Source organism: uncultured Porphyromonas sp. (assembly GCF_934359325.1).
GTDB lineage: Bacteria > Bacteroidota > Bacteroidia > Bacteroidales > Porphyromonadaceae > Porphyromonas_A.
In genome coordinates this window covers 1-12,412 of the sequence record NZ_CAKRLH010000032.1, presented here as the reverse complement: position 1 = coordinate 12,412, position 12,412 = coordinate 1, and the positions used below count along the sequence as shown (strand labels likewise).

General features: G+C 56.2%; 14 protein-coding genes. 10 read left to right on the top strand and 4 right to left on the bottom strand.

Annotated elements, in window-relative coordinates; translation table 11 throughout:
• From pyrF to miaA, 6 genes are all read left to right on the top strand, one after another.
• A partial coding sequence (pyrF, locus tag Q0F21_RS02505) for an orotidine-5'-phosphate decarboxylase (protein ID WP_297237084.1) occupies positions 1-750 on the top strand: 750 nt, incomplete at its 5' end.
• A 13-nt stretch (positions 751-763) separates the two neighbouring features.
• Complete coding sequence (lpxD, locus tag Q0F21_RS02500; RefSeq protein ID WP_297237082.1) at positions 764-1,825, top strand: UDP-3-O-(3-hydroxymyristoyl)glucosamine N-acyltransferase; 1,062 nt, start codon at positions 764-766, stop codon at positions 1,823-1,825.
• Between the two features lie 14 nt (positions 1,826-1,839).
• Complete coding sequence (locus Q0F21_RS02495) at positions 1,840-3,237, top strand: bifunctional UDP-3-O-[3-hydroxymyristoyl] N-acetylglucosamine deacetylase/3-hydroxyacyl-ACP dehydratase (RefSeq protein WP_297237080.1); 1,398 nt, start codon at positions 1,840-1,842, stop codon at positions 3,235-3,237.
• A gap of 5 nt (positions 3,238-3,242) precedes the next feature.
• Positions 3,243-4,028: an acyl-ACP--UDP-N-acetylglucosamine O-acyltransferase gene (gene lpxA, locus Q0F21_RS02490; RefSeq protein ID WP_297237078.1), complete on the top strand. Its 786-nt coding sequence runs from the start codon at positions 3,243-3,245 to the stop codon at positions 4,026-4,028.
• A 5-nt stretch (positions 4,029-4,033) separates the two neighbouring features.
• Entirely contained in the window at positions 4,034-4,666 is a 633-nt protein-coding gene (locus tag Q0F21_RS02485) for a hypothetical protein (protein WP_297237076.1), read from the top strand.
• On the top strand, positions 4,663-5,532 hold the full coding sequence (gene miaA / locus Q0F21_RS02480; RefSeq protein ID WP_297237074.1) for a tRNA (adenosine(37)-N6)-dimethylallyltransferase MiaA: 870 nt from the start codon (positions 4,663-4,665) through the stop codon (positions 5,530-5,532). Before Q0F21_RS02485 ends, miaA begins: the two co-directional genes overlap by 4 nt.
• 292 nt (positions 5,533-5,824) lie before the next feature.
• On the opposite strand, the gene mnmE is transcribed toward miaA, so the two are convergent.
• The 3 genes from mnmE to Q0F21_RS02465 all read right to left on the bottom strand — a co-directional run bounded on the left by mnmE (position 5,825) and on the right by Q0F21_RS02465 (position 8,055).
• A complete protein-coding gene (gene mnmE, locus Q0F21_RS02475; protein ID WP_297237072.1) occupies positions 5,825-7,222 on the bottom strand; it encodes a tRNA uridine-5-carboxymethylaminomethyl(34) synthesis GTPase MnmE in 1,398 nt (465 codons plus the stop codon).
• Between the two features lie 109 nt (positions 7,223-7,331).
• On the bottom strand, positions 7,332-7,607 hold the full coding sequence (locus tag Q0F21_RS02470) for a type B 50S ribosomal protein L31 (protein ID WP_018107191.1): 276 nt from the start codon (positions 7,605-7,607) through the stop codon (positions 7,332-7,334).
• A 190-nt stretch (positions 7,608-7,797) separates the two neighbouring features.
• On the bottom strand, positions 7,798-8,055 hold the full coding sequence (locus Q0F21_RS02465; protein ID WP_297237070.1) for a transposase: 258 nt from the start codon (positions 8,053-8,055) through the stop codon (positions 7,798-7,800).
• Positions 8,056-8,241: 186 nt separating this feature from the next.
• Here Q0F21_RS02465 and Q0F21_RS02460 point away from each other — a divergent pair, with 186 nt between their 5' ends.
• From Q0F21_RS02460 to Q0F21_RS02445, 4 genes are all read left to right on the top strand, one after another.
• Positions 8,242-9,297 (top strand): hypothetical protein, encoded by a 1,056-nt coding sequence (locus Q0F21_RS02460; RefSeq protein ID WP_297237068.1) that lies wholly within the window; start codon positions 8,242-8,244, stop codon positions 9,295-9,297.
• Positions 9,298-9,306: 9 nt separating this feature from the next.
• A complete protein-coding gene (locus Q0F21_RS02455) occupies positions 9,307-9,696 on the top strand; it encodes a hypothetical protein (protein ID WP_297237067.1) in 390 nt (129 codons plus the stop codon).
• Between the two features lie 75 nt (positions 9,697-9,771).
• Complete coding sequence (locus Q0F21_RS02450) at positions 9,772-10,533, top strand: type IV toxin-antitoxin system AbiEi family antitoxin (protein ID WP_297237065.1); 762 nt, start codon at positions 9,772-9,774, stop codon at positions 10,531-10,533.
• Positions 10,520-11,428: a nucleotidyl transferase AbiEii/AbiGii toxin family protein gene (locus tag Q0F21_RS02445; protein ID WP_297237063.1), complete on the top strand. Its 909-nt coding sequence runs from the start codon at positions 10,520-10,522 to the stop codon at positions 11,426-11,428. The genes Q0F21_RS02450 and Q0F21_RS02445 overlap by 14 nt, the downstream gene beginning before the upstream one ends.
• Positions 11,429-11,492: 64 nt before the next feature.
• Here Q0F21_RS02445 and Q0F21_RS02440 read toward each other — a convergent pair.
• Positions 11,493-12,412 (bottom strand): hypothetical protein (locus tag Q0F21_RS02440; RefSeq protein ID WP_297237061.1); only part of this gene is annotated, 920 nt, incomplete at its 5' end.

Genomic DNA, 12,412 nt, shown 5'->3' with positions numbered 1-12,412 from the left:
CTCCCTCCGCACCTTCCTCAGACTGCCGAGGGGGTACTGACCTTTAATAAAGCGATCATAGATGCCACGGCAGACCTCGCTGTGGCATATAAGCCCAATGAGGCCTTCTACGAGCCGCTGGGCGCCGAGGGGATCGACGTGCTGGGTGAGACGATCGACTATCTTCATGAGCGGTATCCTGATACTCTGGTGATCCTGGATGCCAAGAGAGGTGACATTGGTAACACCTCGGCTCAGTACGCCAAGGCGGCCTTTGAGGAGCTAGGGGCGGATGCCGTCACCACTGCACCCTATATGGGTCGGGACAGTATCTCCCCATTCCTGGAGTACACCGATCGGTGGACGGTGCTACTGGCGCTGACCTCCAATGCCGGCTCGGCGGACTTCCAGCATCTGCGACTGGAGGATGGACGGCTGCTCTATCAGGCAGTTCTGGAGACGGCGGTATCGTGGGCATCATCTGACCAGCTGATGTTTGTTGCGGGTGCGACTCAGGCCACCCTCTTTGATCAGATCAGGGAGATCGCTCCCGACTACTTCCTCCTCGTCCCCGGCGTGGGCAAGCAGGGGGGATCGCTGGAGGAGGTCTGCCGGCACGGCATGACAGAGGAGTGCGGTCTGATCGTGAATTCGTCCCGAGGGATCATCTTTGCCTCCCACGGGGAGGACTATGCAGACGCCGCTCGGGCCAAGTCTGTCGCACTCCGGGAAGAGATGGAGCGGGAGCTGGAGAGGCATCACGTTATTTGAGAATAGAATCCGTATGAAATATACAGCCCAAGAGGTGGCGGACTTCCTCCACGGTGTCGTGGATGGAGATCCTGATGTGGAGCTCTTCGACTTCGGAGGGATAGAGAATGGACAGGAGGGGACTCTCTCCTTCCTCGCTAACCCTGCATACGAGCATTACCTCTACACCACTAAGTGCAGTGCTGTACTGGTGGAGGCAGACTACCGACCGACAGGTGAGATCACTACTACGCTGATACGTGTCTCTGACCCTTATGACAGCCTAGCGAAGCTGCTGAGCGTGATACGAGATGGTTCCGAGCCGGAGGCGGGGATCTCACAATTTGCCATCGTGGACCCCTCGGCGGAGGTGGATCCGACCGCTTCGGTGGGACCCTTTGTCTACATTGGGAGGAATAGTAAGGTGGGTGCACGGACGATCGTCCGTGCACAGGTCTATATCGGTGAGGACTGCTCCATAGGAGCGGACTGTAAGATCTATCAGCAGGTGACGATCAGTAATCGCACGATCGTCGGGGATCGCTGCATCCTCCACTCGGGCGCTGTCCTGGGGGCAGATGGATTTGGATTTGCGCCTACTGATAAGGGCTGGGATAAGATCCCTCAGACCGGTAAGGTGATCCTCGAGGATGACGTGGAGGTGGGGGCTAATGCCTGTATCGATCGCGCTGTCCTCGATGCTACGATCATCAGACGGGGAGTGAAGATCGACAACCTCGTCCAGATCGCCCATAATTGTGAGGTAAAGGAGCATACCGCCATCGCCGCTCAGTCAGGGGTCGCCGGCTCGACCACCATCGGTCAGTGGAATCGTCTCGCCGGACAGGTGGGCATCGCCGGTCACCTGAAGACTGCCGATCGAGTGACCTTCGGGGCGCAGACGGGTATCATGGCAAGCATAGAGGAGGAGGGGAGCTATTGGTTTGGCTATCCCGGGAGACCTTATGTCAGAGCGATGAAGAGCGCCGCCGTGACCGATCGGCTGCCGCAGCTGGATAAGCAGCTCTACGATCTTACCAAGGAGGTAAAGCGTCTGAGAGAGGAGCTGGAGGAGCTTAGGGATAAGCGTAACTGAAGAGGAGACAACGTATGACACATCAGCATACCCTGGGGGGGGCGTTTCAGCTGGAGGGTAAGGGACTGCATACGGGGAAGTACATTCACCTGAGAGCTTTACCGGCCGAAGAGGGTCACGGGATACGTATCTGCAGGACCGACCTGCCGGACAAGCCTGTCCTTCCGGCGCTCGTCAGGTACGCCACTCAGTCCGATCGCTGTACCACTCTGAGAGAGGGAGACTTCTCCGTCTGCACCATCGAGCATATGATGGCGGCACTCGCCATGATGGGGGTGGACAATTGCCTGATCGAGCTGGATGGTCCTGAGGCTCCGATACTAGACGGGAGTGCCGCACCCTATGTCGAGAAGATCCGGGAAGTGGGACTTGTAGAGCAGCAGGCCGAGGCGAAGCTCTTTGTCGTGCCTCGTAAGATCGAGGTCTGTGATGAAGAGTCCGGCGCCAGGCTCATCTTACTACCGGACGACACCTTTGCCGTTGATGTGCTGATCTCCTACGACTCGCCGATCCTCTCTCATCAGTTTGCGTCCTACGAGGAGGGCGACGACTTCGCCGAGGAGATCGCTCCGGCGAGGACCTTTGTCTTCGTGAGAGAGGTGCAGGCTTTAGTGGCAAATAATCTGATCAAGGGGGGAGATCTCGACAATGCACTGGTGATCTACGACCGAGAGCTTACTCAGACGGAGCTGGACAAGCTCTCGGATGAGCTCGGGGTGGATCACAGCGATGCGTCTAAGCTCGGGTATATCAGTCACCGGCCGCTGGCCTACACCAATGAGCCCGCCCGGCACAAGCTGCTGGACGTACTGGGAGACCTTGCGCTTGCCGGATGTAAGATACAAGGAAGGGTGATAGCCACCAAGCCGGGTCACACAATCAATGGCAGACTCTGTAGGAAACTACTGGAGGCAATAGAGGGTGAGGATAAGCAGGCACCCACTTATGATCCAGAGACCAAGCCGCTGCTGGATACTCAGGCCATCATGAAGATCCTTCCGCACCGCTACCCGATGCTCCTCGTGGACCGGATCATGGAGATGAATGGTGGTAAGGCGGTGGGGCTGAAGAATTACTCCGTCAGTGATCCCTTCTTTGTGGGACACTTCCCTCAGGAGCCGATCGTCCCCGGCGTCCTGCTTGTGGAGTCAATCGCCCAGATAGCCGGGATACTTGTCTTACAGATAATGGATGAACCGGGACCACACTCTACCTACCTGGCTCGCATTGAGAGTGCCAGATTTAGACAGAAGGTAACGCCCGGCGATACCGTTATCTTCCGAGTAGAGGCTCTGTCACCGGTGCGTCACGGTTTCGCTCGGGTCAGAGGAGTAGGCTACATCGGCGATCAGATAGTCTGTGAGGCGGAGGTTGTGGCCAAGGTAGTAGCTAATCAGGAGGGTGAGAAATAAACGATATGGTATCAAATAAGTCTATCAGCTCTCTTGCACTTGTCTCCGACGGTGCTGTCCTTGCAGAGGATGTCCGTGTGGATCCCTACGCCATCGTGGAGGACAACGTGGAGATTGGTCCGGGGACGCATATCCACAGCGGTGCGATCATCCGGTCGGGTGCCAGGATCGGCAGTCAGTGCGAGATCCATCCCTATGCGGTGGTCGCCGGAGTGCCACAGGATCTGAAGTTTAGGGGTGAGGAGACGGTGGCCATCATAGGAGATCGGACTGTGATCCGCGAGTATGTGACCATCAGTCGAGGTACCGCCTCGAGGGGCAAGACCGTGATCGGGGAGGACTGTCTGATCATGGCCTATGCGCACGTGGCACACGACTGCGTGCTGGGGGATCACGTGATCATCGGCAATGCCTCCCAGATCGCCGGTGAGGTGGAGATAGACGACTGGGCGATACTGAGCGGCTCGGTGCTTGTCCATCAGTTTACGCTCATCGGTCGCCACACTATGACACAGGGAGGAAGTAGGGTCACGAAGGACATTCCCCCATATGCAATTGCGGCACGCGAGCCACTTGTCTTCTCTGGGGTCAATCTCATCGGTCTCCGCCGTCGGGGTTTTACCGAGGAGGAGATTGCACTTGTCAGCGATGCCTATCGTATACTCTACGCTCAGGGACTCAATGTGAGCGATGCCCTGGAGACAATTGAGAAAACGCTCGAGGACACCCCCGAGCGACGTCGCATAGTCGATTTTATACGCCGCTCCACGCGCGGTATTGTCAGGGGATAAGAGGTATGATCTATCGATTCGTCATCGTCTCTCCGGAGGCGCGCTCCTTTAGGAGAGACATCAGGATCGGGAGCGAGTCGACCTTTGGCGACCTTCGTAGTGCACTCTACGAGGACATAGGCTACTCTCCTCTGGAACCCTCGCTCATCCATCTCACCGACCACAGCTGGTCCCGCCGGATGACGATCTACGAGGTGGAGCCGCCCCACAGTCGCTCTGACGAGGATGTCTATCTCATGGAGAGCACCCGGCTCTCCGAGCTGCTCAGTAGCGAGAGGGAGCGACTGATGCTGACCTTTGACATCGAGAGATCCAGAGCCTTCTACATAGAGTTGCGGGAGATGACCTCCGGCAGTATCGCCGGGGTATTTGAGATCTCACGGTCAGAGGGCGAGCCACCCCTCCAGACACTGCCTGTCGAGGAGGAGAAGAAGGAGACTAAGCCAAAGAAGATCCCCGCAGAGGTTCCGAGCGGAGAGCAAAGTAAGACGAGGAAAAAGCTCAACGAAGAGGCCACACCGGATGAATACGGGAGCGAGGCCTTTGACAGCTCCGAGATTGACCCGGAGGGCTTTGGCACCTCGGATGAGTCGGGAGAGTTTGACAACGAGATCCCCACAGAGGACTTTACCCTTTGACCCACGCAGATAAGCGACTGATCATCCTGACAGGACCGACCGGTGTGGGCAAGTCCGCTTATGCGATGGAGCTGGCTCAGAGACTCTCCACGCCCATCATCTCTGCCGACTCCAGACAGATCTATAAGGGTATGAGCATAGGCACCGACGCACCATCCCGAGAGGATATGCGAGCGGTGCCGCACTATTTTGTGGCCACACGGGAGGTCACAAGTCCCTATAATGCATACGACTTTGCGTCAGATGCGTTAGAGCTGGTGGACGAGATCCATCTATCTCATGACACGGCGCTCATCGTGGGGGGATCGATGATGTACATACAGGCACTACTCTACGAGATGGATCCGATCCCCGAGCCTGACCCTGAGGTGAGGCGCTCCCTATGGGAGTGCTTCGAGACGGAGGGGATAGAGCCCATCAGGAGCAGGCTGGCCGAGGTAGACCCGCTCTATCTCGCTACGATCGACGGGAATAACCACAAGCGAATGATCCGCGCTCTCGAGGTGTGGCTGACCACTCATCGTCCATTCTCCTCCTGGCATACACACCGGTCACGAGCCTTTCCTTACGAGGTGGAGGTGTGGGGGATCTTCCGTCCCCGGGAGATCCTCTACGAGCGGATCAATAAGCGAGTGGACCAAATGCTTGAGCGGGGACTAGTGGACGAAGTTCGCCGACTGCTGCCGTACAGAGACTGCAATGCACTCAATACCATCGGATACAAGGAGGTGATCCAATATCTGGATGGGCAATGCTCGCTGGACGAAGCGATCCATAGGGTAAAGAAGAGTAGTCGGGTCTATGCGCGGAAGCAGATCACCTTCTTCGGGAAGATCCCCGGCATCAAGCCTATCCTACTCGAGTAAGCGCTTCGGGACCAACACCATAAGCCCCAAGGCCTACCTCCTCATCCCGGGACTCCGCAGGAGGTCTCGGCATCCTTCTGATTATCAGCACACAGCGACACTCTACCTCTATAGTCGGTATTAGTGGCATCTATTACCGGGTTTAGTGATCACTAAACCCGACTATAGTGATCACTCATACCGGTAACGATTAGGGTAAGAATAGAGGGATCCGAGTAGTCAGATCGCCCCGACGGTGGTATTGATCTGACTGCTTCTCCTAAGCGGCGGTTGAGAGAGATCGTAGTCGGGACTACTTGCCGATGCAGAAGTTGGCAAAGATGGAGTCGAGGAGATCCTCAGTGACCACGTCCCCGATCACCTCGCCCATCGCTGCCGTAGCCTCCCGCAGATCCTGAGCCAGCAGCACCGTGGGCTGATCACTCCTGAGTCCCTCAGCCACACGGGAGAGACCATCTGCGGCACGGCGAAGCGCCATCGCCTGACGGAGGTTGCTCACCACCACCTCCCCCTCTGCAACCACGAGGTTAGCAAAGTGACGGTGGAGGAGGTCGGTCACCTTCTTCGCCTCTCCGAGGACCCTGCCGGTGATCTCCACCACCTCCCGGACACCAAGCGATGTGAGGTGACTTGTCATCCGGGTGCGCTCCTCCAGCGTGGTCTCATCGGACTTATTGAGCAGCACCACCACCTCGGGGACTCCGTCTGTGAGCTTCCTCCACACCTCATCCACAGCGTCAGTCGTCTCCCGAGGGTCGACCATCCAGAGGATAAGCAGCGCTCTACCGACCTCACTCAGCGTGCGACTGATACCGAGACTCTCCACCGGATCCTCCGTCTCACGCAGTCCGGCAGTATCTATGAGGCGGAACTCCTGCCCGTCAATGAATAAGTGACCCTCTATGGTATCCCGCGTAGTACCCTCCACATCGGAGACAATAGCACGGTCTTCGCCAAGCAGGTTATTCAGCAGGGTAGACTTGCCGACGTTGGGACTGCCGACGATGGCGATCGGTATCCCACGCTTGACCGCTTCGCCCTTGCGATAGCTCTCTGAGAGGGAGAGTACCTCCGAGCGCAGTGCTTCGCAGCTCTGAAGAAGCTCCGGTCGGGAGACAAAGTTGACGTCCTCCTCCGAGAAGTCCAGCTCCAGCTCCAGCAGGGAAGCGATCCGGATCAGCCCGTCACGTAGCTCAGCGATGCGGGTGCCGAAGCGACCGGTCATCTGAGTGAGCGACATCCTGAGGGCAGACCTATTGGTCGCCATGATCACATCATTGACCGCCTCGGCACCTCCAAGTGTCAGCTTGCCGGCGAGCACTGCTCGGCGGGTAAATTCGCCCCGCTCCGCCACCCTCGCACCGACATCACAGAGCTGCTCGATCACCAGAGAGAGGATCAGCGGCGAGCCGTGCAGCGTCAGCTCCACCATCTCCTCCCCTGTATAGGAGTGCGGTGCGCGGTAGACCAGCGCCATCCCGTCATCGATCATCTCGCCCGATCGGTGGTCAACGAAGTGACCGTATACCATCCGATAGCCCTCCGTCCGGGAGAGCGGTGAGGACTTGCGCATAGGGACAAAGATCCTGTCCACTATTGAGAGAGCCGATGGACCGGAGATCTTGATCATCCCGACGGCGGAGACTCCGGCAGGTGTGGTGATGGCGCAGATGGTGTCGTATACAGGCATGGGTGTAGGGGTACAAAAAAACGCTGACTAAGGCTTACAAGCCCCGGTCAGCGTTTATAGTGATTTGCTTTAGGAATAAAGCGTGCGATGGGTCACATCGCCAGAGCTCTTACTTAGCAGCCTGATCCTCCTTCTTGGCGGCACGCTTACCATAACGATTGAGGAACTTGTCTACACGACCTGCCGTGTCGACGAGCTTAGCCTTACCGGTATAGAAGGGGTGCGAGCTGCTGGAGATCTCGACTTTGACCAGAGGATAGGTCACACCCTCCACGTCGATTGTCTCTTTCGTATCGACCGTAGAGCGAGTAATGAACATATCGCCATTAGACATATCCTTAAATACTACCTCACGATAGTTGTCCGGATGAATACCCTGTTTCATTGCTATATCGTCTTATGTAAATGTTATCGCACTAATATGACTTGCGACCGCAAATGTACTACTTTTTTCCTATTCCTCCATATCCCGGACAGGCTATTTACCCTCATTACCAATCGCAAACCGGGCTAATTCGCATTTTGATGTGCTGGGATGGGGAGGTCAGGGAAATAGGGTTTGTTGATGTGGGGCGTCAGGAGAAGTGGAGGGCGATGCGGTAGTGAAAGAAGTCGGTGTTCCTGGCTCCGTAGTTGACGCTGACGAAGCGCTGCAGATTTTGATTGAGAGCCTCCGCCTTGGCATTGCTCTCCCTGCGGTAGAAGTATCTCAGGATTGGGGTAGAGTTTGACTTGAGGAAGTTGACGATATCGCGTATCTCCTCCACCTCGCTCTCCATCCCTTCCTTGGTGATGAGCATAAGATCCGCCTCTCTTATCTCTGCTATTTCCATACGCTAAAACTACTGCCTGGTCCCTTATCTATTGTCGCCCCGACAAAGGTAATCTCTTTTCCCTCCCCATCCCAGCACATCAAAATGTGAATTAGCCGTATCGACTATCATGCGAAATCGAGGGGAGAAGTAAGGCTTTTACATATTCTTAGAAAAGGGGTAACTTTACCCTCCAAGAGAAAGACCATGAGCAAGCTGACGCAATACATCGAGCTTACACTGGGGGAGCAGAGCAAGTTTGCCCTCCCGGGGCTGGGGACATTCCGCATCGACCGTCTGCCGGCGCGCCTCGACCGGGCCAAGGGGCTGATCTACCCGCCAAGGAAGCAGGTTCGCTTCAATTCCGGCAATGCCGCCGATGACGGCATCCTCCGCCGACTTTACATCTCCGGCGAGGGAAGCCCCGAGGAGCAGGACCTTGTCGCCGGTGAGCGTCTTCGGGCCGATATTGCCGAGCTTTCTGAGAGGCTGGAGACCGGTGCCCCGGTCACCATCGGTCACCTCGGGATGCTGATACGCGATCCGTGGCAGAGCGGTAAGATCACCTTCCGCAGCGATGGCGGGGCGCAGGGATTTGACCTCCCGGCGGTGACGCTGATGATGCGCGACGGAGCAGTCCCGGAGGAGGAAGAAGAGATCCCCACAGAGGAGCCGCACACTCTAGCAGAGCCTGCCCCACCCGAGCCGATGCCTGCTCCGATAGAGCCGATACCGTCCACCGAGCCGGAGGAGCAACCACAGCACCACGGAGAGAGCAAGAGCAAGGCGGTACAGATCATCATCGGCTGTCTGATCGGACTCCTCGTCCTCGGCGGAGTGATCTTCCTGATCACCCGAAGCGGCAAGCCCACCTCTCACCCGCAGCCCGCCCCCACGGAGCAGACAACCAAAGCAGTGGAGCAGACGAAGCCGGTCGTTGAGACCCCGGAGGAGCCCGCCGCCCAGCCGGCTGAGCCGAAGCGAGAGACCTACGAGGGACTACCGATCTACCGACAGGGGGAGATCACCCCGCGGCACTACATCATCATCGCCAGTCTGATGACTGACAGGGAAATGGAGAATTACCTCAAGTCGCACAAGCTCCTCGAGACCTTCCCCGACGCCGGCATCCTGATGATGCGTAACGGCCAGCGACGGATCTTCTCCCACGCACTGGAGGACTCGGATCGCGCAGTGGAGCAGATGAGGGAGGTGCGGAAGGAGAGGGAGTACAGTCAGTCCTGGATCTATCTGGATAAATAAATACAGCGTATGAATAGACAAGTGATAGCGACGATCGCCGTGATACTGGGTCTCCTCGGAGCGCTCTACTACATCTACGAGATGGTGACGGGACCGGCACCCTGGCACGACCACATCTATAGGGTGGCACTCTTTGCCCTGATCTCCGTATTTAGCTATCCCAACGCCTGTTATGGCTCCCCCGGTGAGATCCACTCGCTCTACCTGCTCGACAGAGCGTGGCGCGAGGTGGCAGCCGGCTACATCGTCATCGGGGTGTTGCTCGTGGTGAGTCTTATCCTCCACTGCACCCAGTCACTCGACTACCTCCGGGATGAACTGGCGTCACTCCTTGTCCTCGCCGCCTTTGCCGGCAGCACCTACTACCGCTACCGCAAGCAGCGCAAGCGCCTCCGGTAACTCCGCTCTCCGATGTGAGGAGAGACCTCTCCTCTGTTTATTTTACGATACATTTGTAGGTGAATCATCGTACATATGTCGACTAAAATAAAACAACTGCAGAGACAATCGCAGGACACCCCTGTCCTCTTTGCTGCATGGATGGAGCAGCAAGGCATAACGCGATCAGAAATGGCGGACCTTGTAGGACGCGGTTGGCTCCGGCGGATAGCGTCCGGGGTCTACTGCTTTGACGGATACACACCCACCCTGACTGCCGTACTCTACTCATACCGCAAGCTTTTAGGGAAGAAGTATGTACTTGGAGCCTCTACAGCGCTGGAGTTGAGGGGTTTCTCTCATTTCGGACATATGGGTGAGGAGCCATTTTTTCTCTACGAGCCAGGTGGAGACCATATCCCCACCTGGCTCCAAACAGGGACTCTCTTAGGAGATCTTCGGTTCTTCAGCACCAACCTTTTTAACGGGAGCGATCTTGGCATCGAGCTCCTGGAGGTGGAGGGGTACGATGTGTATGTTTCTTCGCCGGAGAGGGCGATACTCGAGGCCTTATACCTGACACCCAGGCACCACTCTCTGATGGATATATACTACGTGGCAGAGATGCTGACCACACTGAGACCCAAGGTGCTGCAGCAGTTGCTGGAGTCGAGTCGCTCTGTCAAGGTGAATCGATTGCTCCTATACTTTGCAGACAAAGCCCGGCTGCCGTGGCTGAAGCAATTAGATCCCACTAAAATCCACCTGGGGAAGGGGACAAGAGCCTTGGCCACCCCGGGGGTCTACGTGGACAAGTACCAGATCACAGTCCCACAGGAGCTCTATGACTACGAGTGACTACCGGAGTAAAGTCGAACTCCTGATACGCATCATCCCGGCCATAACTGAGGAGGAAGATCTCGCCATACATGGTGGCACTGCGATTAATCTCTTTGTCAAGGATCTCCCTCGCTACTCAGTAGACATCGACCTCACCTATATCCCGTTACTGGATCGCAAAACGAGCATTGAGAATATCAATGCCTGTCTCGAAAGGATAGCAGACAGACTGAGGCAGTCAGTCAAAGGCATACAGACGGCTCTGAGGCCGGATATTTGTAAGCTCCTCTGTAGCTTCAGAGGAAGTCAGGTGAAGGTGGAGGTCAATCAGACAAAGCGGGGCATTGTCGCCGGACAACCGCAACTAATGCCTCTGTGCGACAAGGCACAAGGGGACTTCGGGATGTACTGCGAGGCAAGGGTGGTTCCCATCTCCCTACTGTATGGAGGCAAGATATCCGCTGCGCTATCTCGACAGCATCCGAGAGACCTTTTTGATGTTAGGTATATGGATTACTCCTTGTCGGAGGTGAAGGAGGGGATACTGTATTGTCTCCTTAGTAGCGACCGCCCCATTTCGGAGTCCCTGTCTCCCAATCTTATTGACCAGTCGAGGGTGATGGAGAGCCAGTTTGCCGGGATGACAAAGATTCCATTTACCTACCAAGACTACGAAGCTACGCGAGACGAATTGATCAGGGACATACAGTCTCTGTTTTCCGAGTCGGAGCGAGAGTTTCTTGTCTCATTTGCAAGCGGTAGTCCCAAGTGGTCTATGATACCCTACCCGAGCTTTGAGAGACATCCCTCTATCGAGTGGAAACTTCTGAACATCCGTAAGCTGAGAGACAACGATCCGGAAAGCTTCTCCAGGCAGATCAGCAAGCTGAGAGAACTATTGCACAACGATTAGCACAAAAAAAAGAGCCCCCCGCAAGTTTCGTACTTGCGGGGGGCTCTTGTAGAGGCTCCTAAGGTCAGAGGTGGCGTCCCTTACTAGAATCGTGCTCCGGTATCTCGCCAAAGAGCATACACCAGAGGTCATTCAGTGCCTCCTGCTCCGTGATGCCGGCAGCATCGCTCAGTTTCTCCACGAGGAGCTTCTCCTCAGGCTTCAGTTTGGAGAGGTCGTGGGTATTCGTTTTGACATACTCGCCGGTATTGGCAAAGACGATGAAGGGGATCCCCTTCAGATTAATATCCACCACATCTGTAGCTCGCTGCTTGGTCGTCATCCCGTAGAAGGGCGACGGACGACCACCCTCACCGCTAAACTTGCTGGACCTCGCATGGAGGAGTGTCAGCTGTAGCTCAAATCGGATCTCTGACACGGGGAACTCCATAAAGCCCTTCAGGCCGATCGGATTGGAGATCCCGGTATACTTTGCTCCGCTGTATAATGTCTTATCCCAAGGGTCGGTGTCGAAGTAGTAGTAATACATATAGTGGTAGACATCATCGTCATACTTCTTAGTCGGGTCACCAAACTTTGTGGGGCGAATGTTACGGGCGGTGAAGAAGAATTGGTGCCTCTTGTCCTCGCCATTGGTGGCAAATTGCCCCGTAATCTCCTTCCCTTCCTTATCGTACATCTTGATAAGGAGACCATACTGGCGAAGAGAGATACCTGCATCTCTACTGGCGTAGAAGGACTGGTCCGTCCAGTCCCTCTTGGCGGGATCGATGATGGGACTCTTCGCTTCCTGCTTGCCACCATACACGATGAATCGGTCGACGCCCTTGGGCGAGACCTGCCATCCCTTGCTGGGGACCTCCTCCAGGATCATCACCTGCTCCCTAGTGAGGTACTTTACGCCCTTCTCCTGAGCCGTGGCGTGCACCTTATTGCCGTGGAAGTGGCAGTCGAAGAGGATCAGCTCGATCTTCTTTGGGTCGT